This window comes from Hymenobacter yonginensis, assembly GCF_027625995.1.
Classification (GTDB): Bacteria; Bacteroidota; Bacteroidia; order Cytophagales; family Hymenobacteraceae; genus Hymenobacter; species Hymenobacter yonginensis.
Genome location: NZ_CP115396.1, coordinates 402,140 through 426,766 on the forward strand (window position 1 = coordinate 402,140; position 24,627 = coordinate 426,766).

Annotated in this window: 23 protein-coding genes; 19 read left to right on the forward strand and 4 right to left on the reverse strand. The window is 61.6% G+C overall.

The annotated features are described in order from the left end of the window. The first annotated feature begins 170 nt into the window (after positions 1 to 170). From O9Z63_RS01770 to dnaJ, 6 genes are all read left to right on the forward strand, one after another. On the forward strand, positions 171 to 2,405 hold the full coding sequence (locus tag O9Z63_RS01770) for a sodium-translocating pyrophosphatase (RefSeq protein ID WP_270127548.1): 2,235 nt from the start codon (positions 171 to 173) through the stop codon (positions 2,403 to 2,405). 188 nt (positions 2,406 to 2,593) lie between these two features. Further along, positions 2,594 to 3,139: a hypoxanthine phosphoribosyltransferase gene (gene hpt / locus O9Z63_RS01775; protein WP_270127549.1), complete on the forward strand. Its 546-nt coding sequence runs from the start codon at positions 2,594 to 2,596 to the stop codon at positions 3,137 to 3,139. A gap of 121 nt (positions 3,140 to 3,260) precedes the next feature. After that, positions 3,261 to 3,884: an adenylate kinase gene (locus O9Z63_RS01780; RefSeq protein ID WP_270127550.1), complete on the forward strand. Its 624-nt coding sequence runs from the start codon at positions 3,261 to 3,263 to the stop codon at positions 3,882 to 3,884. 171 nt (positions 3,885 to 4,055) lie between these two features. Next, positions 4,056 to 5,144 (forward strand): GTPase ObgE, encoded by a 1,089-nt coding sequence (gene obgE, locus O9Z63_RS01785; RefSeq protein WP_270127551.1) that lies wholly within the window; start codon positions 4,056 to 4,058, stop codon positions 5,142 to 5,144. Positions 5,145 to 5,322: 178 nt separating this feature from the next. Further along, on the forward strand, positions 5,323 to 5,889 hold the full coding sequence (locus tag O9Z63_RS01790; protein WP_270127553.1) for a nucleotide exchange factor GrpE: 567 nt from the start codon (positions 5,323 to 5,325) through the stop codon (positions 5,887 to 5,889). Between the two features lie 136 nt (positions 5,890 to 6,025). Beyond that, entirely contained in the window at positions 6,026 to 7,165 is a 1,140-nt protein-coding gene (dnaJ, locus tag O9Z63_RS01795; protein ID WP_044013847.1) for a molecular chaperone DnaJ, read from the forward strand. A gap of 208 nt (positions 7,166 to 7,373) precedes the next feature. Here the strand turns inward: dnaJ and O9Z63_RS01800 are convergent, their stop codons facing one another. After that, positions 7,374 to 7,682: a hypothetical protein gene (locus O9Z63_RS01800; protein WP_270127555.1), complete on the reverse strand. Its 309-nt coding sequence runs from the start codon at positions 7,680 to 7,682 to the stop codon at positions 7,374 to 7,376. A 153-nt stretch (positions 7,683 to 7,835) separates the two neighbouring features. Between O9Z63_RS01800 and O9Z63_RS01805 the strand changes: the two genes are divergently transcribed. From O9Z63_RS01805 to O9Z63_RS01840, 8 genes are all read left to right on the forward strand, one after another. Further along, positions 7,836 to 8,348, forward strand: coding sequence for an RNA polymerase sigma factor (locus O9Z63_RS01805; RefSeq protein WP_270127557.1), 513 nt, complete (start codon positions 7,836 to 7,838; stop codon positions 8,346 to 8,348). Between the two features lie 320 nt (positions 8,349 to 8,668). Further along, positions 8,669 to 8,980: a hypothetical protein gene (locus tag O9Z63_RS01810; protein WP_270127558.1), complete on the forward strand. Its 312-nt coding sequence runs from the start codon at positions 8,669 to 8,671 to the stop codon at positions 8,978 to 8,980. A 116-nt stretch (positions 8,981 to 9,096) separates the two neighbouring features. Continuing rightward, entirely contained in the window at positions 9,097 to 10,044 is a 948-nt protein-coding gene (locus O9Z63_RS01815; protein ID WP_270127560.1) for an ABC transporter ATP-binding protein, read from the forward strand. Between the two features lie 55 nt (positions 10,045 to 10,099). Beyond that, on the forward strand, positions 10,100 to 11,461 hold the full coding sequence (locus O9Z63_RS01820) for an ABC transporter permease (protein WP_270127561.1): 1,362 nt from the start codon (positions 10,100 to 10,102) through the stop codon (positions 11,459 to 11,461). A gap of 143 nt (positions 11,462 to 11,604) precedes the next feature. After that, entirely contained in the window at positions 11,605 to 12,486 is an 882-nt protein-coding gene (locus tag O9Z63_RS01825) for a ChaN family lipoprotein (protein WP_270127562.1), read from the forward strand. Positions 12,487 to 12,624: 138 nt separating this feature from the next. Beyond that, positions 12,625 to 13,266: a hypothetical protein gene (locus O9Z63_RS01830; protein ID WP_270127563.1), complete on the forward strand. Its 642-nt coding sequence runs from the start codon at positions 12,625 to 12,627 to the stop codon at positions 13,264 to 13,266. Between the two features lie 47 nt (positions 13,267 to 13,313). Continuing rightward, the gene (locus O9Z63_RS01835) at positions 13,314 to 14,276 is read left to right on the forward strand and encodes an MBL fold metallo-hydrolase (protein WP_270127565.1); all 963 of its coding nucleotides are present in this window, start codon (positions 13,314 to 13,316) and stop codon (positions 14,274 to 14,276) included. A gap of 74 nt (positions 14,277 to 14,350) precedes the next feature. After that, entirely contained in the window at positions 14,351 to 14,701 is a 351-nt protein-coding gene (locus tag O9Z63_RS01840) for a hypothetical protein (protein ID WP_270127567.1), read from the forward strand. A 62-nt stretch (positions 14,702 to 14,763) separates the two neighbouring features. Here O9Z63_RS01840 and O9Z63_RS01845 read toward each other — a convergent pair whose 3' ends face one another. Further along, positions 14,764 to 15,117: a HesB/IscA family protein gene (locus O9Z63_RS01845; RefSeq protein ID WP_044013828.1), complete on the reverse strand. Its 354-nt coding sequence runs from the start codon at positions 15,115 to 15,117 to the stop codon at positions 14,764 to 14,766. 228 nt (positions 15,118 to 15,345) lie between these two features. Between O9Z63_RS01845 and O9Z63_RS01850 the strand changes: the two genes are divergently transcribed. From O9Z63_RS01850 to O9Z63_RS01860, 3 genes are read left to right on the forward strand one after another with little or no spacing between them, the layout of a single operon-like run. Further along, complete coding sequence (locus O9Z63_RS01850; RefSeq protein WP_270127568.1) at positions 15,346 to 15,921, forward strand: DUF7935 family protein; 576 nt, start codon at positions 15,346 to 15,348, stop codon at positions 15,919 to 15,921. A gap of 8 nt (positions 15,922 to 15,929) precedes the next feature. Further along, positions 15,930 to 16,307, forward strand: coding sequence for a hypothetical protein (locus O9Z63_RS01855; protein ID WP_270127569.1), 378 nt, complete (start codon positions 15,930 to 15,932; stop codon positions 16,305 to 16,307). Between the two features lie 33 nt (positions 16,308 to 16,340). Continuing rightward, positions 16,341 to 16,871 carry a 5' nucleotidase, NT5C type gene (locus O9Z63_RS01860; RefSeq protein WP_270127570.1) on the forward strand — a complete coding sequence of 177 codons (531 nt, stop codon included), beginning with the start codon at positions 16,341 to 16,343 and terminating at the stop codon, positions 16,869 to 16,871. 71 nt (positions 16,872 to 16,942) lie between these two features. Here the strand turns inward: O9Z63_RS01860 and bshA are convergent, their stop codons facing one another. Beyond that, entirely contained in the window at positions 16,943 to 18,085 is a 1,143-nt protein-coding gene (gene bshA / locus O9Z63_RS01865) for an N-acetyl-alpha-D-glucosaminyl L-malate synthase BshA (RefSeq protein ID WP_270127571.1), read from the reverse strand. Positions 18,086 to 18,318: 233 nt separating this feature from the next. Then, positions 18,319 to 21,273: a glycoside hydrolase family 3 N-terminal domain-containing protein gene (locus tag O9Z63_RS01870; protein ID WP_270127573.1), complete on the reverse strand. Its 2,955-nt coding sequence runs from the start codon at positions 21,271 to 21,273 to the stop codon at positions 18,319 to 18,321. Positions 21,274 to 21,591: 318 nt separating this feature from the next. Here O9Z63_RS01870 and mutL point away from each other — a divergent pair, with 318 nt between their 5' ends. Both mutL and O9Z63_RS01880 read left to right on the forward strand, forming a co-directional pair. Next, a complete protein-coding gene (gene mutL / locus O9Z63_RS01875) occupies positions 21,592 to 23,610 on the forward strand; it encodes a DNA mismatch repair endonuclease MutL (protein WP_270127574.1) in 2,019 nt (672 codons plus the stop codon). A gap of 215 nt (positions 23,611 to 23,825) precedes the next feature. Next, positions 23,826 to 24,623 carry a rhomboid family intramembrane serine protease gene (locus O9Z63_RS01880; protein WP_270127575.1) on the forward strand — a complete coding sequence of 266 codons (798 nt, stop codon included), beginning with the start codon at positions 23,826 to 23,828 and terminating at the stop codon, positions 24,621 to 24,623. The last annotated feature ends 4 nt before the right edge of the window (positions 24,624 to 24,627 follow it).

Here is a 24,627-nt window from a genome sequence, read left to right on the forward strand (position 1 = left end):
AGCGGCTTTATGCGTTTAAAGAATAGCTGAAAAGACATGTAGCTGCCAGTCAGCAGGTAAATAAGAAGTTCGGATTTGACACGGCTAGGTTGAGGATTAGGCAATAACTTCTATTTTACCCGCCTAATTGTCTCATTCCCAACCAAACTCCCACTTCTTACCACCGCTCTATGATGACTGTTCTTTACGCAGTGCCCGCGTTGGGTGTCCTGGCCTTGCTGTACACGTGGGTCCGTTCGGGCTGGGTGAGCCGCCAGGATGCCGGCGACGAGCGAATGCGCACCATTGCCGGCTACATTGCCGACGGCGCCATTGCCTTCCTGAAAGCCGAATACCGCGTGATGGCCATCTTCGGCCTGATTGCCTCCGCATTCCTGTTTTACCTGGGCAGCACTGGCGAAAAGTCCAGCCCCGTCATCGTCATTGCCTTCCTGATTGGGGCTGTGTTTTCGGCGCTGGCTGGCTTCATCGGGATGAAGATTGCCACCAAGGCCAACGTGCGCACAGCCCAGGCCGCCCGCACTAGCTTGAGCCGAGCCCTGAACGTGTCGTTTTCGGGCGGCTCGGTGATGGGCATGGGGGTGGCCGGCCTGGCGGTGCTGGGGCTGGGTTCGTTGTTTATCGTGTTCTATCAGCTGTTTGTGGTGAGCAAGGGCGGCGGCGCCAATGGCATTGAGATGGAAACCGCGCTGGAAGTTTTGACCGGCTTCTCGCTGGGGGCGGAAAGCATTGCCCTGTTTGCCCGCGTGGGCGGCGGCATATACACCAAAGCCGCCGACGTGGGCGCCGACCTCGTGGGCAAGGTGGAAGCCGGCATCCCCGAAGACGACCCCCGCAACCCCGCCACCATCGCCGACAACGTGGGCGACAACGTGGGCGACGTCGCTGGCATGGGCGCCGACCTGTTCGGCTCCTACGTGGCTACTATTCTGGCCACCATGGTACTGGGCCGCGAGGTAGTGGCCACCGGCGACCAGTTCCAGGGCCTTTCCCCGATTCTGCTCCCGATGGTGATTGCCGGCATGGGCATCATCGCCTCGCTGATTGGCATCCTGTGCGTGCGGGTGAAGGAAGGCGGCAACGTGCAGGCGGCCCTCAATCTGGGCAACTACGTGTCCGTCATTGTGTCGGGCATTGCCTCCTACTTCATCATCCGCTGGATGCTGCCCACTGAGTCGCTCGTAATTCGGGGCGTCACGTTCAGCGCCATGCAGGTGTTTTATGCCGTAGTAGTGGGTTTGATTGTGGGCACGCTGATGAGCATCATTACGGAGTACTACACGGCCATGGGCAAGCGGCCGGTGCTGAGCATCGTGCGCCAAAGCTCCACCGGCCATGCCACTACCGTTATCGGCGGGCTGGCCGTGGGCATGGAGTCCACGGTGCTCCCAATCCTCGTGCTGGCAGCCGGCATCGTGCTCAGCTACGAGTGCGCCGGCCTCTACGGCGTAGCTATTGCGGCGGCCGGCATGATGGCCACCACCGCCATGCAACTGGCCATCGACGCCTTCGGCCCCATTGCAGACAACGCCGGCGGCATTGCCGAGATGAGCGAGCTGCCCAAAGAAGTGCGCGAGCGGACCGACATTCTCGACGCCGTCGGCAACACCACGGCGGCTACCGGCAAGGGCTTTGCCATTGCTTCGGCGGCCCTTACTTCGCTGGCGCTGTTTGCCGCCTTCATGGGCACGGCCAACATCACCAGTATCGACATCAGCAACGCCCGCGTGCTGGCCGGTCTGTTTGTGGGGGCCATGATTCCGTTCATCTTCTCGGCCCTGGCTATTTCGGCGGTGGGGCGCGCGGCTATGGCTATGGTGCAGGAAGTGCGCCGGCAGTTTCGCGAGATTCCGGGCATCATGGAAGGCACCGGCCGGCCTGAGTACGAGAAGTGCGTCGCCATCAGCACCCAGGCCGCCATCCGCGAAATGATGCTGCCGGGCGCCATTGCGCTGGTGGTACCCATCATCGTGGGCTTCGCCTTTGGGCCCGAGGTGCTGGGCGGCACGCTGGCCGGCGTCACGGTGAGCGGCGTGCTGATGGCCATGTTCCAGAGCAACGCCGGTGGCGCCTGGGACAACGCTAAGAAGAGCTTCGAGAAAGGCGTGATGATTGACGGCAAGATGGAATACAAAGGCTCCGACGCCCACAAAGCCTCCGTCACCGGCGACACCGTCGGTGACCCGTTCAAGGATACCTCCGGCCCCAGCATGAACATCCTCATCAAGCTGATGAGCATCGTGAGCCTGGTAATTGCCCCGCACATTGCCGCCCCGAACCGGGGCGTGGCACCGGCCCACCTGGTGCCGCGTACCGAAGTGGACGTACGGCCCAAAGTGCGCTTTGCCGACGTCACCGACCACGCTGCGGAAGCCGTGTTCGTGCTGTTGCGCAAGCAGTTGTAGGGGCGTTTTTAGTAGTTCGCGGTTGGTTTTTCGTTGGGTCGGCGGTGAAAGAATCCGGACACGAACAACGAAAAGCGAACCGCGAAAAACCGGAAACGCTCCAGTGTAAGCCGCCTTCCTTCACCGGGAGGGCGGCTTTTTTCTACTACATTTGCCTGCCCGCTCACCCACGGCCCAACCCCAAACGGATGAATCCGGACCATATTTCGCTGCACGACAAACAGTTCGAGCCCTACCTGCCGGCACAGCAGCTGGCCGCCAGCATTCAGCAGCTGGCCACCCAGCTCAACCACGACTACGCCGGCAAGACGCCGCTGCTGGTAGCGGTGCTCAACGGCTCGTTTATGTTCGCCTCCGACCTGATGAAGGCGCTGGCCGTTCCGTGCGAGATTTCCTTTATCCGCGTGGCCTCGTACCAGGGCACCAGCAGCACCGGTACCGTGCAGGAAGTGCTGGGCCTGACCGAAGACATCCGGGGCCGCCACGTCATCATCGTCGAGGACATCGTGGATACGGGCCACACTATGCGCCGCCTGCTCGATACGCTGGGCGCCCGCGAGCCCGCCTCGCTGGAAGTGGCCACCCTGTTTCTCAAGCCTGAGTGCCTGCAGCACGAGCTGCCCATCCGCTACGTGGGCCTGAGCATCCCCAATGATTTCATTGTCGGCTACGGTCTCGATTTTGACGGACTGGGCCGCAATTATCCGGACGTGTACAAGGCCGTAGGCAGCTGAATTGGCTCCCGGACGCAGCTAAAATTCGCTGGCGCCCGTAGAGGCTTTCCTATTCGTTGCTTATATTTCAGAAACACGCCCACTTTTCCTTTCCTCCGCGTAACACTTCGCTCCCCAACTCATGCTGAATCTCGTGCTCTTCGGCCCGCCCGGCGCCGGTAAAGGAACGCAAAGCCAGAAGCTGATTGCCCGCTATAATCTGGTGCACCTCTCCACCGGCGATTTGCTCCGTGCCCAGATTTCCCAGGGCACTGAACTCGGCCTGCGTGCCAAACAACTCATGGATGAAGGCCTGCTCGTACCCGACGAAGTGGTCATCGGCATGATCGACAGCGCCCTGCAAACCAACAAGCAGGCCGCCGGCTTCATCTTCGACGGCTTCCCGCGCACCGTGCCCCAGGCCGAAAGCCTCGACCGCCTGCTGGCCGAGCACGAAACTAAGGTGTCGTGCATGGTGGCCCTGGAAGTAGCCGAGGAAGAGCTGGTAACGCGCCTGCTGGAGCGGGGCAAAACCTCCGGCCGCCCCGACGACCAGGACGAAACCAAAATCCGCAAGCGCGTGACGGTGTACAATACCGAAACCGCCCAGGTAGCCGGCTACTACGCCGCGCAGCAGAAATTCCATGCCCTCAACGGCATCGGCGCCATCGAAGACATCTTCGGGCAGATCTGCGGCATCATCGAGAAGCACCAGCCCGCCTCTTCCGAAAGCAGCCATCAGGCTACCGACGAAGTAAAAGCGTAACTTTGCGCCTGCTACCCGCTTGGGGTAGTGGCAGAACCATCTGTCATCCTGTGTATTTCGCTCCTGCGGCGGAATGTGCAGGATGACAGCTGTTTTACAGACATCCTGGAATTGAGAAGTAAGAATGGAAACGATTCTTAATTTTTAATTCTCAATTTTAAATTGAAGAAAGTGGCTTCCAATAATTTCATCGACTACGTCAAAATCAACTGTCGCTCGGGTAAAGGCGGGGCGGGTTCGCACCACTTTTTCCGCGCTAAAGGCCTGCCCAACGGCGGCCCCGATGGTGGCGACGGCGGCCGCGGCGGCCACATCATCCTGGAAGGCAGCTCCCAGCTCTGGACGCTGCTGCACCTGCAATACCGCAAGCACCTGATTGCCAAGCCCGGTGAAGGCGGCGGCGAAAACCTGCGCAGCGGCGCCCAGGGTGAAGACATCATCATCCAGGTGCCGCTCGGCACCGTGGCCCGCGACGCCGAAACCGGCGAGAAGAAGCTGGAAATCACCGAGGACGGCCAGCGCCTGATCCTGACGCCCGGCGGCCGCGGCGGCTGGGGCAACGACCACTTCAAGTCGGCCACCAACCAGGCCCCGGCTTACGCCCAGCCCGGCGAGCCCGGCATTGATGAGTGGGTGATTTTGGAGCTGAAGCTGCTGGCCGACGTGGGCCTGGTGGGCTTCCCGAATGCCGGCAAAAGCACGCTGCTCTCCGTGGTATCGGCGGCCAAGCCCAAGATTGCCGATTACGCCTTCACCACCCTCACGCCCAACCTGGGCGTAGTGGCCTACCGCGACTACAAGTCGTTTGTGATGGCCGATATTCCGGGCATCATTGAGGGCGCGGCCGAGGGCAAAGGCCTGGGTACGCGCTTCCTGCGCCACATCGAGCGCAACTCCATTCTACTGTTCATGATCAGCTGCGACTCGCCGGACATCAACGCCGAGTACGAAGTGCTGCTCAGCGAGCTGGAGCAGTTCAACCCCGAGCTGCTGGAAAAGCAGCGCCTGCTGGCCATCACCAAGTCCGACATGCTGGACGAGGAACTGGAGGCGGAAATCCGGGCTACGCTGCCCACCGACCTGCCGACGGTATTCATCTCCAGCTTGGCCAACAAGAACATCCAGCAGTTGAAAGACCTGATCTGGGAGGCGCTGCAGCAAAACCGCGCCGTTGCGGCCGTGGCGACGCGCCAGAGTCAGCAGGAGGAAGAAGGCGAGGAGCCCGAAACCACCGCGCAACCCGACGAAGAGCAGGAGTAACGCCCGCGCCCAAGCTGCCAGTTCTTGCCTGCACTAACCGGAAGTGACTGAACTAACTGCCTAGGCAGGCGGGTTTCTGTGCCACAATGACAGCCGCTTGGGCTTTGGCAAACTCCTTGCGACCCGCTCCCAGCCTATGTCCTCCCGATTCAACCCATTCCGACGATTTAAAGCGAAGATGGCTGACGATAAAACCAACCACCCCGACGATACCCAATTCGACCACGCCGCTGGCGAGCTGACCCAGGAGCCCAATGCCCCCGAAGTAGGGGAGGTAGAAGGCGCTGAAGCTGCCGCGCCCGGCTCGAAAACCGAAGCCGAGCTGGCCGACCTGAAAGACAAGTACCTGCGCCTGGCCGCCGAGTTTGAGAATTACAAGCGCCGCACCACCAAGGAGCGCGCCGACCTGTTCAAGACCGCCAACCAGGAGCTGATGGCGGCCCTGCTGCCCGTGCTCGACGACTTCGACCGGGCCCGCCACCACACCAAGGACACCGACGATGCCAACGCCGTGCGCGAAAGCATCGACATCATTCATAACAAGCTGCAGAAAACCCTCAACCAGAAGGGGCTGACGCCGATGGAAACCAAAGGCGGCGCGTTCGACCCCGACCTGCACGAGGCCATCACCCAGATTCCGGCCCCGTCGGAAGACCTGAAAGGAAAGATTGTGGACGAAGTGGAGCGCGGCTATTACCTCGGCGACAAGGTAATCCGGCACGCCAAGGTGGTGCTGGGGCAGTAAACCCAGAGAAGGTCGTCATGCAGAGGCGCAGCCGAAGCATCTCGCATGGCACCGTTGACATAGTAACTCCCCCAACGTCAGCACGCGAGATGCTTCGGCTGCGCCTCTGCATGACAGACGAAGTACAATACCAACAATGGCAGCGAAGCGAGATTATTACGAGGTGCTGGGCGTAGCCAAAAACGCAGCCGCGGATGAGATTAAGAAGGCCTACCGCAAGGTGGCCATCAAATATCACCCCGACAAAAACCCCGACGACCCAACGGCCGAAGACAAGTTCAAGGAAGCCGCTGAGGCCTACGAAGTGCTGTCGGACCCCAACAAAAAGGCCCGCTACGACCAGTACGGCCACCAGGGCATGGGCGGCAACGGCGGTGGCCCGAACATGGAGGACATCTTCTCCCAGTTCGGCGACATCTTCGGCGGCGGCGGCTTCGAGGGCTTCTTTGGCGGCGGCGGACGCGGCCAGGGCGGGCGGCGGGTGCGCAAAGGCTCCAACCTGCGCATCAAGCTGAAGCTGGACCTGGAAGAGGTGGCCAACGGCGTCGAGAAGAAGATCAAGGTGAAGCGCTACGTAGCGTGTAACACTTGCTCGGGCACCGGCGCCAAAAACGGCACCGACCTCAAAACCTGCGGCACCTGCAACGGCCAAGGCCAGGTGAAGCGCGTGGTGAACACAATGCTCGGCCAGATGGTGAGTGCCTCTACCTGCCCCACCTGCGAAGGAGAAGGCAAAGTAGTGACCAGCAAGTGCGACGTCTGCCACGGCGACGGCCGCCAGCTGCACGAGGAGGTTATTCCGATTAACATCCCGGCGGGCGTGGCCGAAGGCATGCAGCTAAGCATGAACGGCAAAGGCAACTTCCCGGAGCGCGGCGGCGTGCCCGGCGACCTGCTCATTCAGATTGAGGAGGAGCCGCACGAGTCGTTGAAGCGCGACGGCAACAACATCATGTTCGAGCAGTACATCTCGTTCGTGGATGCCGCGCTGGGCGCCAGCATCGAGGTGCCGACCATCGAGGGCAAGGTGAAGATTAAGGTGGATGCCGGCACGCAGCCCGGCAAAATCCTGCGTTTGCGCGGCAAGGGCATCAAGGACATCAACGGCTACGGCCGTGGCGACCAGCTGATCCACCTCAGCGTCTGGACCCCGAAGAACGTGACCGGCGAAGAGCGGGAGCTGCTGGAGAAGCTGCGCAATGCTCAGAACTTCACCCCGAACCCCGGCAAGAACGAGAAAGGCTTCTTCGAGAAAGTGAAGGAGTACTTCCAATAATCACGGATTTAACCGGATTAGACGGATTTCACGGATTTTGTAGACGATTGGGCGCCTGCTTCCTGTTTGGGAGGCAGGCGCTTTTTTGTGTCTGCCTTAGGTTGAAATCTGTGCCGCCAGTACGATGTAGAGACGCAATACTTTGCGTCTCGTCGTTGAACGATGGCATACGAACAACATCAGCAGCGACGCTACCTCGAACAGCTTCTTAGCGGGCGTTGTGCGTGCTGGTTTCGCGGTGCTGACTGGCCTTGAAGTCGCGGCCTACCATAAACCCGAACAGCAGCAGGCTCACCAGCACTAGCCCCATCGACAGGTATTTGCGCGCCGGCGACAGAGGAACGGTTGCGGTGCTGCCTTCAGCTGCGCCGGCGGAGCGGACGTGCAGGTCGGAGAGTAACAGGCCGCCGCCTAGTGTTAGCCAGGCACCGGCTTGCAGCCAGTCGTGAGAGAAAATCAGGCTGATTAGGCCGGTGAGTCCGAAAATCGCGCCGGTAACTACATTCGGCTTTTTCATGGCAAGGCGGTGAAGAAGTGATTTGCCGGATAAATCGCACGCAGTGGCAGAGCATTACAGCGAAATCCTGACGCGGCCGAAAAATATTTATGGAGCCTGCCTGTAATGCCGCCGCCGGGCTGCCGATATAGTAGCTGAAATCCCGCTGCCTGCATGAGCCCTGCTGCACCCTCTACTGCCTTTGTTGCCGTTGTGAATGAGTACCAGCCGCTGCTGCGGCGCGTGTGCCGGCTGTACTGCCCGGACGCCGACGACCGGCAGGACCTGTTCCAGGAAATAGTGCTGCAGCTCTGGCGGGCCTGGCCCAACTACGTGCCGCAGGCTGGCGCCAAGTTAAGCACTTGGCTGTACCGCATTGCCCTGAACGTGGCCATCAGCAACCTGCGCCAGCGCACCCGCCGCCCGCAGGCCCTGCGCCTGGAGGGCGAGGCGCTGCAGCTGGCGCAGGAAACCGAGCCGCCCAACTACGAGCCCGAGGATATGGCGGCCCTCTACCGCGCCATCAACTGCCTCTCCGACGTCGACAAGGCCTTTGTGCTGCTGTATCTGGAGGAGCGCACCTACGAGGAAATGGCCGACATTCTCGGCATCACCCAAAACAACGTGCGCGTGAAAATGCACCGCGTGCAGGACAAAATTCGCCAACACCTTACCCGCCCCGTCTGATGGAACTCGATGACTTTCGCCGCCAATGGAAGCAGCCAGCTGCCGCTGATTCCTCGGTCGATTCACTGGATGCCAATACACTGGCTCGGCTACTGGCCCGTGGCTCCAGCAATCCGGTGGGCAAGATGCGCCGCAATGTGTGGCTGGAAATCGGCTTTGTACTCTTCTGCTTGGTTTGGTGCTTGGTGGCTGCATTCACCTCACACGACTCTTTTTACCTGGCTATGGCCGCTTGGTTAGCTGTTATGTCCGTGTTGAGCGGCTTTTATTTTCGGCGAAAACTGACCTTGCTTAACAGCCTTGACGACGCCAGCGGCGCTATGCGTGACACAATAACGCGCCAGTTGATCAGCCTGCGTGGGCTGGTGCAGATCTATTTTCAGGCTACTATGTGGTCGTTGCCGGTGTCGCTGGGAATTGGGTTGGTGTTTCTCAGCGGGCGCATCATACAAAAGCTGGACAGCCAGAAAATGTGGGTGGGCCTGGGAATCCTACTCGCGGTGTATTCGCTGGTAGGCTTGCTGACCTTTCTCTTCACGCGCACCTTCACGCGCTGGTACCTGCAGCGCCTCTACGGCCAGCACCTCGACCGGCTGGAAGCTAGTCTGCGCGAGCTAGAGGAAACCGAGTAACCCCGTTTGGGCGCTGTTTCTGCCGGTTCAGGTAGCTGGAACCCCCGCCTGAGAAAAGAAGAAGCAGCTTCTGTATCGGATTCGTGTAATATTACGGCACCACAAACCTTTCTTCCATGCCTCCCATTCTGCAAGCCATTGACGTGCGCAAGGCCTACGCCGCGCACACCGCCCTCGACGGCGTAAGCCTCGACATCCCGGAGCGCAGTATCTTCGGGCTGCTGGGGCCCAACGGCGCCGGCAAAACCTCGCTCATCCGCATCATCACCCAGATTACGGCCGCTGATTCCGGCGAAATCCGCATCCGGGGCGAGAAGCTCAACCCCAGCCACATCGGCCAGATCGGCTACCTGCCCGAGGAGCGGGGCCTCTACAAGAAGATGAAGGTGGGCGAGCAGCTGCTGTACCTGGCCCGCCTCAAAGGCCTGAGCCGCGCCGATGCCACCCAGCGCATCAAAAGCTGGCTCACGCGCCTGGAACTCAAGCCCTGGGCCGAGAAAAACGTGGAAGACCTCAGCAAGGGCATGCAGCAGAAGGTGCAGTTCATTGCCACGGTGCTGCACGAGCCCGAAATCATCATCCTGGATGAGCCGTTTTCGGGCTTCGACCCCATCAACGCCAACCTCATCAAAGACGAGATTCTGGCTCTGCGTGAGAAAGGCGCCACCATCATCTTCAGTACCCACCGCATGGAATCGGTGGAGGAGCTCTGCGACAGTATTGCCCTCATCAACCGCTCGCGCAAGGTGCTCGACGGCTCGGTGCAGGACATTAAGAACACGTTCCGCACCCAGACCTACGCGGTGGAAGGCCGTGGCCGGCTCATGGTCACGCACCCCGATTTTGAAGTGCTGGAGCACAAGGAGCGCGAAAACGGCCACTTCTACGACGTCATCCGGCTGCACGCCGGCACCACGCCCAACGACCTGCTGCGCTACCTCATCGGCAGCGTGGAGGTGCACGCCTTCCGGGAGCTGATTCCGAGCATCAACGACATTTTCATCCGGCGCGTGAAGGAAACCATGCCCGAAACACTGATGGAAGAAGCTGTTCTGGCATCCTGAGCCCGAGGTCATATCCAACTTCTCCCCAAGAATCTCCCCAAGACCGAAACTCATCATGGATAAAATATTCCTCGTTTTTCAGCGCGAATACCTGTCGCGGGTGCGCAAGAAAAGCTTCATTATCATGTCGCTGATTGGGCCGCTGCTGACGGTGGCGCTGTTTGCGGTGCCCGTGTTCATTGCCAAGATGTCGGACAGCGGCAAGACGGTGGTGGTGGCCGATACCGGCAACCTGTTTGCCGGGAAGCTGCCCGAGGCCAAGGACGACATCCAGTTTGTGGCGACCACGCCCGACCTGGCTCAGGCCAAAGCCGAGTTCAAGAAAAGCAAGCACGACGCCCTGCTCTACATTCCGAAGCAGGACCTGGCCAACCCCGGCGGCTTCCAGGTGTTTTCGCGCAAGGGCCTGGGCGTGTCGCTGGAGCGCGATATCAACCGCGCAGTGTCGCTGCAGATTGAAAACCAGCGCCTCACGGCCTCCGGCATCGACCGCGCCACGCTTGACAAACTCAAGGCCGACGTGAGCTTGGAAACGGTGAGCTTGAGCGACGACGGCGAGAAAAGCTCCAGCACCGGCGTCAGCACGGGCGTGGCCTACGCCTGTGGCTTCCTGATTTACATATTCATCTTCATGTACGGCGTGCAGATTATGCGCGGCGTAATGGAAGAGAAAACCAGCCGCATCGTGGAAGTGGTGATTTCCTCGGTGAAGCCTTTTCAGTTGATGATGGGCAAGGTGCTAGGCATTGCGGCCGTAGGCTTCACGCAACTGGCGCTGTGGGTGCTGCTTTCCGTGGGCATTAGTTCCGTAATGGCGCGCTCCGTGAGCCCCGAGAAGATGGTGGAAGACCGGGTGAGCCGTACTACGGCCATGGCTTCGGGTTCGACCACGGCCACGGTCAGCACCGATACGCCGCAGGAAAAAGCCGCCAAGAAAGACACCAACGTAGCCGCCAAGATGACGGCCGCTCTGCGCGCCGCCGACCTGAACGTGCCGCTGATTGTGGGCTGCTTCCTGTTTTATTTTCTGGGTGGCTACCTGTTCTACGGGGCGCTGTTCGGGGCCATCGGGGCGGCCGTCGACAACGACACCGATACCCAGCAGTTTATGCTACCCGTGACCATGCCGCTGGTGCTCACCTTCGTGGTGTCGCAGGCAATCCTCACCACCAACCCCAACGGCTCGGTGGCCGTCTGGATGTCGATGATTCCGCTTACCTCGCCCATTGCCATGGTCATGCGCCTGCCGTTCGGGGGCGTGCCGGCCTGGCAGCTGGCCACCTCCATGGTGCTGCTGGTGCTGGGCTTCATCTTCACCACCTGGCTGGCCGGCCGCATCTACCGCGTGGGCATTCTGATGTACGGCAAGAAAGTCAACTACCGCGAGCTGTCGAAGTGGATGTTCTACAAAGGCTAAACCTGGCAGCCCGGTAGGGTTCCGCTTTCATTTGGGGTATTCTGACTGAACACAACAAGCCCCGGTAGCTGTTTGCCTCACAGCTACCGGGGCTTTCCGGTTACTTTTGCCTTGCCTGATTCCCGGCTTGTCTGCTACTGCTTATGACCTCGAAACTACTGCTGCCTCTGCTGCTGGTGCTGCTGGCCGCCACCCACCTCACGGCCCAGGACCGGCCGGCCTACCGCCTGTTCACGGCCGCCGGCAAGCCCGCCGGCTACGACAAGATGCTCAAGGAGCTGGCCGCCGCCGACGTGGTGTTCTTTGGCGAGCAGCACAACGACCCCATGGCGCACTGGCTGGCGCTGCAGCTCACCAAAGACCTGCTACGCCTGCGCCAGGGCCAGCTGGTGCTGGGCCTGGAAATGTTTGAGCGCGACGTGCAGCCGCTGGTCGACCAGTACACCACCGGCGAGCTGGACGACAAAGCCTTCGAGGCCGACAGCCGTCCCTGGCCCAACTACGCCACCGACTACAAGCCACTGCTGCAGCTGGCACGCCAGCAAAAATTCCGGGTGGTGGGCACCAACGTACCGCGCCGCTACGCCTCGCAGGTAGCCAAAGGCAGCCTGACGGCGCTGGAGGCCTTGCCCGCCGAAGAGAAAGCTTGGCTGGCACCTTTGCCGATGACGGTGGACTACGAGCTGCCCGGCTATAAGAACATGGCCAAGATGTTCGGCGGCGACGCGGCCCACGCGGCCGGCGTGCAGAACATCATTCAGGCCCAGGCCCTCAAAGATGCCACTATGGCCCATTTCCTGCAGCAGGCCCGCCCCGCCGGCCACCTGCTGCTCCACGTCAACGGCGCCTACCACTCCGACAACCACGACGGTATTCTGGCCTACCTGCGCCAGCAGAACCCGCAATTGAAGGTGCTCACCCTCAGCACCGTCTCGCAGGCCAGCCTCGACAAGCTGGCAAAGGAGCATCAGCAGAAAGCCGATTTCCTGCTGGTGGTGCCCGAGGATATGACCAAGACGTATTAACTGTTTAACTGTTGACAGCAAAAAGGAACGTCATTCCGAGTGTAGCGAGGAATCTCGCGTGCTGACGTTGCAATGGTAACCAGATAGCAGCACGCGAGATTCCTCGCTGCACTCGGAATGACACAGCGTACTAGACCCATGATTTCCACTCTCGACCTCACCCAACTGCCCGATGCGGCCACGCTGCAGCGCCTTTGCCAGGCCCTGGCCGCGCTGGACGCCATCAACTCGCCCGACCCAGAGTTTCGCTACTACACCTACAATCCGGCCTGGGACGACAACGAGGCCCTGTTTGAGATGAGCGACGGCGAGGGCGACCAGATGCTGGTGCTGTTCCGGCCCGAAGGCTGCTGCATCAACGGCTTCCTCTCCGAATACGACCAGCCCGAAAAGGCGCAGGTGACGCGCGGCCTGCCCGAGGTGTTCGACGAGTTTGTGTTCGGCGAGCCGGTGGCCTCCATCGGTACCACGTTCTGCGTGTGGTACACGCCCGCCCACGGCTGGCAAACCGGCCTTGTCGAGCAGGAGGAAGACGGCTCGGAGGAGCTGCTCTACATCTTCGACAACGACCCCGACACCTACGCCGACTGGGCCAACGAGTACTACCTCGACGAAACCGAGCGGGAGCCCCTCGAAACTGCTGACGTGGCCCGCCTCTACCGCCACGAGCCTCTCACGCAGGCCACCGCCCAGGCCCTCAACTCCGACCTCACCGACTGGCCCCAGCTGGCCTCCGACCTGGAAGCCATCGGCTATCCGCACGAGCTGAGCGTTGGCTAGAAAGGCCGGGGTGTGCAGGGGAATCCAACTCTATCCAGCCCTTTCGAATGAAAAAAACTGCTGTGCGCGTTGCGTGGCTGCTGGCGGCCACCTACCTTCTTCTGCTGCGGCCGGCTCTGGCCCAGCCGGCCTTCACGGTAGTGCCGCTGGGAGTGCAGGGCGGGCTTAGCGAGGGCAACCTGTCGGCGTACCTGGCGGCGGCGGCCGGCTCCACCGACTACGTGTGTCTGGATGCGGGCAGCCTCTACACCGGCGTGGAAAAGGCCATTGCCCGCCGCGCGCTGCCGGGGCCGGCAGCCGAAGCCATCCGCAGCCGCATCAAAGGCTACCTGATTTCCCACGCCCACCTCGACCACGTAGCGGGGCTGCTGCTCAACGCCCCCGACGACGCGCCCAAGCCCATCTATGCGCTGCCCGGCTGCCTGGCTACCCTCCAAAACGACTACTTCAACTGGCGGGCCTGGCCCAACTTCGGCCCCGGAGGCGCGGCGCCGGCCCTGGGCAAATACCGGATGCAGCCTTTTGCTATCGGGCAGGAACTACCGCTGGCCAATACGGCGCTTCACGCCACAGCCTACGCGCTCAGCCACGGCCGGCCTTTCCAGAGCGCCGCGTTTCTGGTGCGCAGCGGCCGCCACTACCTGCTCTACCTCGGCGACACCGGCGCCGATGCTGTGGAGCAAACCCAGAACCTGCGCACACTGTGGCAGGCTGTGGCGCCGCTGCTGCAGGCCGGCCAGCTACGCGGGATTTTCATGGAAGCGTCTTACCCAAACCAGCAGCCCGACAAGCAGCTGTTCGGCCACCTCACGCCGCGGTTGTTCTGGCAGGAGCTGGCGGTGCTGGCCCAGCTGGCGGGGCCGGCTGCCTTGCGGGGTTTGCCAGTGGTGGTGACTCACCTCAAGCCCACCGCCGACCACGAAGCCACCATCCGCCGCGAGCTGGCCGCTGGCAACACGCTCGGCGTGCGCCTGATTTTCCCGGTGCAGGGCGAAAAGCTGGCTTTCTGAAGCTGCCGGCTTCATGAAGCGAGGAATAAGCCGGAAAAGAACGTTCTTTCAGTCTCATCCAGTCTTCTGAAACCATGGTAGACGTAACCATCCAGGGCCCCGACGTGCTGTTCAGCGTGCAGGGCCTGCACAAGCTCTGGGCCCTGAAAAGCCAGCTGTTGATTCCGCGCAGCCACATCCGGAGCGTGCGGCAGGACGCCGACGTGCTGAAAGGCTGGTGGAAAGGCTGGCGCGCCCCCGGCACCCACATCCCCGGCCTGCTGGCGGCCGGCACCTTCTACCACGAAGACAAGCGCATCTTCTGGGACATGCACAACGCTGAAAACGCCCTCATCATCGACTTGGAACACGACGAGTACAACCAGCTCATTGTGGAAGTAGCCGACCCCGCCGCCGTACTGGCGCTGCTGGCCCCGGCGGAATAGGCACAAAAAAAGCTCCGGCCGCAGGGCCGGAGCTTTTTTTGTGCGAGAAAACCAAGGGTTGCTTACGCCGAAAACGACGAGCCGCAGCCGCAGGTGCTCTTGGCCTGGGGGTTGCTGAAGATGAAGCCACGGGCGTTGAGGCCGTCCTGGAAATCAACTTCCATACCCAGCACGTACATGGCGTGCTTTTTATCCATGATCAGCGTGACGCCGTCGAGGTCGAAGGTTTCGTCCTGGTCTTTGGGCTTATCGAAGCCGAGCAGATAGCTCATGCCCGAGCAGCCCCCGCCCTGGACGCCCACGCGCAGGCCGTATTCGGCGGGCACGTTTTTCTCGTTCAGGATATTCCGAACCTCTTCCAGCGCGCGTGGCGTGAGGCTGATGGGAGCAAGTTTCGTGGAGACGGCCGTTGCCATAGTGCGTTCGTTTTTAGAAAAGTAAGGCGACAAAGATACGAAGCCGGCGGGGGAGTAGCGTTACTGCCGGACTGGCTTTGTTGTGGCTACAACAGCAGCAGTCAGCCGCTGGTTCAGCGAAGCCCGTTCTGCTGGCGCCGGGGGCGGGTAGCCGGAATGCCGCCGGGCGGGTAGTGCGGCATCTGCGCGGGGTGGTTACCTTCGCAGCGCATAGTAGTTTCCTGGTTTTTGTTCACCTCTGCTGCCCGCGTGGCGGCCCCATTCTGCATGGATACCACCGCTTACCTGTTTGATCTGCTCAAAACCCTGTTGCCGGCGCTGCTGGTAGCCGGCTCCATTTTCTACCTCGTCCGGCAGCACCTCGACCGGGAGCAGCAGCGCCGCCTGCTGGAGCTGCGCCTCGAAAACAACAAGGCCACCCTGCCGCTGCGCCTGCAGGCCTTCGAGCGCATCACGCTGCTGCTGGAGCGCATCACGCCCAGTAACCTGCTGGTGCGCCTGAGCAGCGCCGGCCAGACGGCTCCCGAGTACCATCGGCTGCTGCTGCAGGAAATCCGGGCCGAATACGAGCACAACCTCAGCCAGCAGCTCTACATGAGCCCCGACACCTGGAGTGAGGTGAAAGCCGCCAAAGAGCACGTCCTGACGGCCATCAACAAGGCCTACCACACGCTGCCCCAGCCCCAGCAGGCGCGCGGCACCGAGCTAGCCAAGCGCATCCTCGAAAGCCTCATCACCGACGAAGTGGACCCCACCGAGCGGGCCCTGCTGTCCGTCAAGCGCGAAGCTTTCGGGCTATTTTAGGCGGTTGCATGACGATGGCCCGGCCTAGATTAGCTGCTTTGACCGTGGCGCTGCTCGGCAGCCGCCTGTGTGCGGCCGAGGCCATGAAGAACCATACGTCCATGGGAGAAATTCTGTGGGCCATTGTGGTGCTGATAGCCGGCGTTCCGCTCGTCATTGCGTTTCTGATGTACTGGCTGGTGGTGTTGCTCAAAGACCGGCGACCCAGCGTGGCCGCTACTGTGCTGGTGGCGTTGAGTAGCTGGTGGCTGGGCTTGTTCGTGCTAGGGTCGCGGGAGAGTCCGGCCGAGTCGGCAAACTCCGCTACGTGGCAGGTGGTGCTGGTAGTGGCGTTGCTGACTGCTGTTTGCGCCTGGGTAAGCATTCCATCCTCAGACGAAGATTAAGCAGAGCCAAGAGGCTCGTAGCAACCCCAAACGATGACGAAAACCCGCATTGCCGTGGATATGGACGAGGTAATAGCCGACTCCATTGCCCGGTTTCAGGAATGGTACGCCCACGAGTTCGGGCTGGAAATGACGCTGGCGCAGCTACGCGGCAAAAACTTCCACGACGCCGTGGCACCGGAGCACCAGTCGGCGCTGCGCGGCTACCCCAACCGGCCTGGCTTCTTCAAAGACCTACCCCTCATGGCTGACAGCCAGCGTGTGCTGCGCGAGTTAAGCCAGCGCCACGAGCTGTTCATCGCCTCGGCGGCCATGGAGTTTCCTAACTCGTTTCTGGATAAGCACGAGTGGCTGCAGCAGCACTTCAGCTTCATTCCATGGCGCAACGTGGTGTTCTGCGGCGACAAAAGCATCCTCAACGCCGACTTCCTCATCGACGACAACGCCTTCAACTTCGACAACTTCCGGGGCGAAGGCATCTTGTTCGACGCGCCGCATAACGCCCTGGAAACCCGCTACCGCCGCGTGCATAGCTGGCAGGAAATCGGCGCCATCTTCCTGTAGCTAACCACACAAAACAGAAGGCCCGACGCATTGCGCCGGGCCTTCTGTTTTCATCGAAGAACGAAAAACGACTAGGCTGTGGCGGCCAGCACCGCGTCGATAGCGCGCTGGTAGCAGGCTTCGTAGCGGGGCACGATGTTGCCGACGGCGAAGGTTTCGGCGTGGGCGCGGGCGGCCTCCTTGAAGCGGGTTAGATTGTCGTCCTGGAGCACGAACAGGGCGTTTTTCACCATGTCGGCCACGTCGCCGACGTTGCTGGTCATGCCCGTAATGCCGTGTTCGTTCAGCTCGGGAATGCCGCCGGCGTTGGTGCTGATAACGGGCACTTCGCAGGCCATGGCTTCCAGCGCCGCCAGCCCGAAGCTTTCCTTCTCGGACGGCATCAGAAATAGATCCGACACGCTCAGCACTTCTTCCACTGCCTCCAGCTTGCCCAGGAAACGCACGTCGTTGCTGCTCAGGCCCAGGTCGCGGCAGAGCTTCTCGATGCGCGGCCGGTCGGGCCCGTCGCCGACTAGCAGCAGCTTGGCCGGCATCTGCTGGCGCACGCCGTCAAAGATGTGCACCACGTCTTCGACACGCTTCACCGAGCGGAAGTTGGACGTGTGGATGAGCAGCTTCTCGCCATCGGGCGCAATAGCAGCCTTGAAGTGGCTTTTGTCTTGCTTCTTGAAGCGGTCCAGGTTGATGAAGTTCGGAATCACCTCAATGTCCTTCTCGATGGCGAAGTACTCGTAGGTTTCCTTGCGCAGATCGGCCGAAACGGCCGTCACGCCATCCGACTGGTTGATGCTGAACGTGACCACCGGCTCGTAGCTGGCGTCTTTGCCCACCAGCGTGATGTCGGTGCCGTGCAGGGTGGTGATGACCGGCACGCGGATGCCTTTAGTGATGAGGATCTGCTTGGCCATGTAGGCCGCCGAGGCGTGCGGAATGGCGTAGTGCACATGCAGCACGTCCAGCTTCTCGTTCTGCACGATGTCTACCATCTTGGAGGCCAGCGCCAGCTCGTAGGGCGGAAACTGGAACAGCGGGTAGGGCGGAATGTAGACCTCGTGGTAGAACAGGTTCTCGTTGAAGAAATCGAGGCGAACCGGCTGGCTGTAGGTGATGAAATGGACGCGGTGGCCGCGCTGGGCCAGGGCTTTGCCCAGCTCGGTGGCTACCACGCCGGAGCCGCCAAAGGTGGGGTAACAGACAATACCGATGTTCATGACGTAGCGTGTGCTTTAGCTGGCACCGTCGCACGCAGGGGTGGGGCGGCGGGACAGGCGGAGTAGGGGAGAGCAACCGGCCAAACCGGCGAAAGGAGTAGGGCTATGGAGCAATTGATGCACTGGCGCCGGCTTTCGGGCGCAAGGACAAAAAAATCGGCGGCAAGCTGCTCCTTCAGGAACGCCTTGCCGCCGATTGCGGAGTCAAAGAAACAGAAAAGCCGGACAACAGGTCATGTCTTTTGCAGCGACTTGTAGATGACGTCGTGGATGCGGGTGCGGATGTTGTACTGGCGCAGCTTGTTGTTGCCGGCGTCGGGGTACACCCGGTTGGAAAGAAAGATGTAGAGGATTTTGTTTTCGGGGTCCATCCAGACGCAGGTACCGGTGAAGCCCGTATGGCCAAACGTACTGGCCGGCGAGAGGTTGCTAGTGGGGCCTTCGGGCTTGCTCGGGTCGCCGTGGTCCCAGCCCAGGCCGTGCCGGTTGCCGGCCACGGTGCTGCGCGCAAATTCCGTCACGACGGGGCTCTGGAAGTAGCGCAGCCCGCCGTAGCGGCCGTTCTGCAGGTTCATCTGCATCAGGATGGCCAGGTCGTTGGCGTTGGCGAACAGGCCCGCGTGGCCGCCCACGCCGCCAATCATGGCCGCGGTCTGGTCGTGCACGGTGCCCTGCAGCTGGGCGCGGCGGAAGTAGGTGTCGTTTTCGGTGGGCGCGATGCACGACTGCGGAAACTTCTGCAGCGGGTTGTAGGTAATGGTGCCGAGGCCCAGCGGCTTGTAGAAGCTCTTATCGAGGAAGTTCTCAATGGGCTCCTGCAGCAGCTTTTCAGCTACCCGCTTCAGAATGATGAAGCTCAGGTCGGAGTACTCCACCGGATACTTGCCCTTCGCCTTGGGCAGCAAGCCGGAACGCTGCACCCAGGTCCAGACCGAATCCTCGGCCGTCTGCACGCTGTACAGGTTGGGCGTCACCTCGTTGGTGAAGCCGGCCGTGCTGGTGCTGGCGTAGAAGGTGGGCTTGGGTCCGGTTTTGGTGATGGTCTTCTCCCAGGTCGGGATGCCAGCTTTCAGGCCCGCTTGGTGCAGCAGCACCTCGCGCACGGTCATGTCGCGCTTGTTGGTGCCTTTCAGCTCGGGCAGGTAGGCAGCCACCTTCTCGTCGAGGTTCAGCTTGCCCTGATCTTTCAGGTACATGATGGTCTGCAGCGTGCCGGCCACTTTCGTTACCGAAGCCAGATCGTAGAGTGTGCTGTTGCTGACCGGCTGCTTCTTGTCGTAGGTGCAGTAGCCGTAGCTTTTGTCGAACACCACGGCCCCGTTCTTGGCCACCAGCACCTGGCAGCCGGGCGCCGCGGCATACGCCACCGATTCCAGCGCAATGTTGTCGATCTGGGCCAGGACTTTGGAGTCGAGCCCTTCGCTTTCCGGCGTGGCGTAGCGCAGGCGCTTGAAGTCCGGCGTGGGCAGGCCGGTGCCCGCTGTTAGCTCCGGCGTAACCGTGACCGGCAGGCGGCCCAACGCGGGCAGCGCGCCAAACAGCACCTGCGGCACCACTAGCTGCGAGGCGTAGTTGTCTTCGTAGCCGCACACCAGCGTGCGGGCGCCATCCAGGTGCTTCAAGGAGTAAGCATTGCCCATGGCCACCACCACCGTTTTGATGCGCGGGTTAGCCTGCAGATCCTTCAGGAATTTTAGGGTGCCGTCGCCCAAACCGTAGTTGTGGGTGGGCGTGTTGTTCATGTTGTGCAGCGTCACCACCACCGTGTTGTAGGGGGCGAGGCGCGGTAGAATCCGGGCAAACGTGGAGTCGGGCGCGTAACGGTTGGCCACCGCGTACACGGGGCCGCTCTGGTACTTGCTCATGATTTCGCCCAGCGTGCTGCCCGGCCCGGCCCCGATGGTGACGGTGGCAATGCGCAGCGTGTCGAGGCGGTGCAGCGGCAGCAGGTCGTCCTGATTTTTCACCACCGTGGTGGCGTGCTCGTAGATTTCCTGGGCTACCGTGCGGCTCTGGGGCCGGTTGAGGTTGGCCATCAGGTTGGGCACGTCCACGGGCGGCTGGTTGTTGAGGCCGGCCCAGAACTTGGCACGCAGAATCTTGCGCACCCGCTGGTCGACATCAGCCTGCACCAGCTTGCCGGCGGCCAGATCGTCCTTGATTTTCTGGATGGCTACCGGCACGTCTTCCGAAAACAGCAGCACATCGTTGCCGGCCAGCAGCGCCAGCGCGTCCAGCTCGCCGGGCTTGTAGAGGTTGGCCACGCTCTTCATGTTGAGCGCGTCCGTAAACACGAGGCCTTTGTAGGCCATCTTCTCCTTCAGCAGCCCCGTCACGAGGTTGCGCGAGATGGTAGCCGACACCGAGCGGACCGTATCGAACAGCGGCATGTAGAGGTGACCCACCATCACGCCCATCACACCGGCCTCAAACGACTGCTGAAACGGGTACAGGTCCACGTTGGTTAGGCGGGCCAGGTCGGAGTTGATGACCGGCAACGCCACGTGCGAGTCCACGTCGGTGTCGCCGTGGCCGGGGAAGTGCTTCACCACGGCCATGATGCCGTGGTCTTGCAGCCCGCGGATGTAGGCCACGCTGCGTTTGGCCACCTGCTCCTTGTTCTCGCCGAATGAGCGGTTGCCGATAACCGGATTGTCGGGGTTGGAGTTGACGTCGACCACGGGCGAAAAGCTCACGTGCACGCCCAGCGTCTTCATCTTGAGGGCAATTTCGCGGCCCATCTGGTATACATACTGCTCGTCGTCCATGGCGCCCAGCGTCATCTGCTTGGCGAAGTGCATGCTGGAGTCGAGGCGCATATCCAGGCCCCACTCGGCGTCCATGGCAATGAGCAGCGGCACCTTGGCGGCGGCTTGGTAGCGGTTGGTGAGGTGGCCCTGCCGGCGCGGGCCGCCCTGCAGAAACATCAGCCCGCCGATGTTATAGTTCTTGACCAGAAACTCGGTGTACTGGGCGTGCTTCTTGTCCTTATTGGAGTAGGCGGCCACCATAAACAGCTGCCCCAGCCGCTGGTCGGGCGTGAGCGAGTTGAACACGCTGTCGACCCAGTTCTGCTCGGCTACGGAGCGTGGTTTGGCCGCGTCGTCGTAGGGCACCGCGGAGGTGATGATCAGACCCGTGGCAGCGAGCAGCAGCAGTAAGAGTCTAATCCGAAATTCCTTGAGCATGGGCTCCCGTATGGTGTCTGGCGGTAAGTGGTCTGGTTGAACGCAAGCGGATTTCGCCCTACTTTTGTTCCCATTCGGATGCCGTAAAAGCGGGGTCCGGCGGGCCCGGCCACCGCAATGGTGAGCCCCAGGCATCCGGTCATCTGCTCTTTCCAACTGTGCCAACCCGGGAGCCCGGCCAACACAACACACACGAATGTTGGCCACAAACTTACGGAGAAAATCCCGGCCGTGGTTGGCAGTTCATCGAGCAAGTCCAATTGCTCAGCGGGTTAACGCCTGCTTTTCCTGATTTCGTATCTTCCTTATTCTTCTCGAATGGCCGACATTATTCAGCTGCTTCCCGAGTATCTGGCCAACCAGATTGCCGCCGGAGAAGTGGTGCAGCGGCCGGCTTCGGCCGTCAAAGAGCTACTAGAAAATGCCGTTGATGCCGGCGCCACCCAGGTGCAGCTCATCGTCAAGGACGCCGGCAAGCAGCTGGTGCAGGTCGTGGACAACGGCTCGGGCATGAGCGCTACCGACGCCCGCATGAGCCTGGAGCGCCACGCCACCTCCAAAATCCGCACCACCGACGACCTGTTCCGCATCCGCACCCTCGGGTTCCGGGGCGAGGCGCTGGCCTCCATTGCGGCCGTGGCCCAGGTGGAGCTGCGCACCAAGCAGGCCAGCCAGGAAACGGGCACGCTGCTGCTCATCGAAGGCTCCCAAATCACCAGCCAGCAGCCCACGGCCTGCCCCGACGGCACCAGCATCAGCGTCAAGAACCTGTTTTTCAACGTGCCGGCCCGGCGCAACTTCCTCAAGAGCAACGCCGTGGAAATGCGGCACATCCTCGACGAGTTTCAGCACATTGCCCTGGCCAACCCCCAGATTGCGTTTACGCTGTTCCAGAACGACCTGGAGGTGTTCAACCTGCCGGCCGGCAAGCTCAGCCAGCGCATCGTGAGCTTGCTCGGCAACGGCTATAAGGAGCAGCTGGCGGCCTGCGAGGAAGTGACGCCGTTTCTGAGCGTAAAGGGCTTCATTGGCAAGCCGGAATCGGCCAAGAAAAGCCGTGGCGACCAGTTCTTCTTCGTCAACAACCGCTTCATCCGCTCGGCCTACCTCAACCACGCCGTGCTGGCCGCTTACGAAGGCCTGCTGCCCAAAGACGCGCACCCGTTCTACGTGCTGTTTCTGGACCTCGACCCCAAGGCCATCGACATCAACGTGCATCCCACCAAGACGGAAATCAAGTTTGAGGACGAGAAGACTGTGTACGCCATTGTGCGCGCCGCCGTCAAGCAGAGCCTGGGCTTACACAACATGGCGCCCTCGCTGGACTTTGATGGCGACGTGAACTTTGCGCCCATTCGGCCGCTGCGCACGCCGCTGGGCGAGCTGCCCAAAAGCAACTTTGACCCCGACGACTTCCGGCCCGACGCGCTGGCCTCGGCCGCCTCCGCCGCGGCCACGCCCGCCCGCGACGCCCGCCCCGGCAGCAGCTCCCGCACCGACAGCGGCTACGAGCGCCAGATTCCGCCCCGCCCCACCGAGCAGGCCAAGCGCGACTTGGAGGAGTTCTACAAGAGCCTCAGCAAGGTGAACGTGCCCGACGTGGAGCGCGAAGCCACCGCCAAAGGCGTGCCCGTGCCCAGCGCCGCCGCCCTCACAGCCGCCGCCGCGACTGCGCCGCCGCTGGTGTCGCCGGCGCTGGTGGTAGGGGCCACCTCGGCGGCGGTGCCGGCCGCACCCGAGCTGCCGCTGCGCGAGGTGCCGGCCAGCTCCGGCAATAAGGTGCTGCAGGTGCACGGGCAGTATCTGCTGGTGGCCGTCAAGTCGGGGCTGATGCTGCTGGACCAAGCCGCCGCGCGGGAGCGGATCCTGTACGAGCAGTACGCCCACACGCTGGAGCGCGAAACCGGCGCGTCGCAGACGCTGCTGTTTCCGCGCACGGTCACGTTTACGCCCCAGGATTTTGCCATTCTGCGCGAGGTAGAAGATGCCCTGCGCGGCCTGGGCTTCCGGTTCACCGATTTCGGCAAGCACACCATTGCGGTGGAAGGCATCCCGGCCGATGTGCCGGCCCGCGACGAGAAGGAGCTGCTGGAAGGCCTCATCGAGCAGTTCCGGACCCACGCCGGCCCCGTGAAGCTGAACCGCCGCGAGCAGATGGCCCGCGCCCTGGCCCGCCGCGTAGCCACCGCCGCCTCGGGCGCCCGCCTCTCCGACACCGAAATGAACACGCTGGTCGATAAGCTGTTTGCCTGCCAAGTGCCCGGCTACACCCCCGACGGCCGCCGCACCCTCGTGATGCTGGAGCTCAGCCAGATCCAGGAGTTCTTCCGCCGCTAAGTGACCGGTGTAGAGACGCGTATTCGCGTCTCGTCGTTGTTAAGGTTGTTAATCTGACGACTGACATGGCGCGGCTCCGGCCGTTCAACGATGAGACGCGAGTACGCGTCTCTACACTGCTCAATTAGGCCAGCCTCATCCGGCCAAACCGCCCGGTATAGCGTAAGGGAAGAAAAATCAGCGAAATCACTTCAATCAGCGCAAATCAGCGATTCATGTTCCGACTTACTCCCACCGTTCGCACGCTGCTCATCATCAACGTGCTGATCTACTTTCTGCAAAACCAGTTTGGGGCGCAGGTGACGGTGCTGGGCGCCCTCTACCCGATTGGGTCGGTGTACTTTCAGCCCTGGCAGTTCCTGACCTATATGTTTCTGCACGGCAGCTTCGCCCACCTGTTTTCCAACATGCTGGGCCTTGTGTTCATCGGGGCCTCGCTGGAAGACGTGTGGGGCCCGAAACGGTTTCTGACGTATTGGCTGATCTGCGGCGTGGGCGCCGGTATGCTCTATCAGGGCGTGCGCGCCTACGAGCTGCACCAGATGGACACCGACCGGATTGCGTTCCAGGAAGCGCCATCCGGCGTGGCCTTCTCCAACTACTTTCACAACTACCTGCCTGAAGCCGGTGACTCTTTCTCGGCGGTAGCCGCCCAGATGCAGCGCACGCCTAACGACCAAAGCCTGATTGCCTCTGCTACGGAAACTATCCAGGCCATCTACGACCGGGCCATCAACAGTCCGGAGGCCGGGATGCTGGGGGCGTCGGGGGCGCTGTTTGGGGTGCTGTTTGCGTTCGGGTTCCTGTTTCCGCAACAGTCGCTCATCATCTTCCCGATTCCGATTCCCATCAAGGCCTGGCTGTTCGTGACGCTGTACACCGCCTACGAGCTCTACCAGGGCATCCACCCGGTTCCCGGCGACAATGTGGCGCACTTCGCACATTTGGGCGGAATGTTGATTGGCTTCATTGTGTTGAAAATCTGGCAGCGCAACGGCACGCACTACGGCTAAGGTG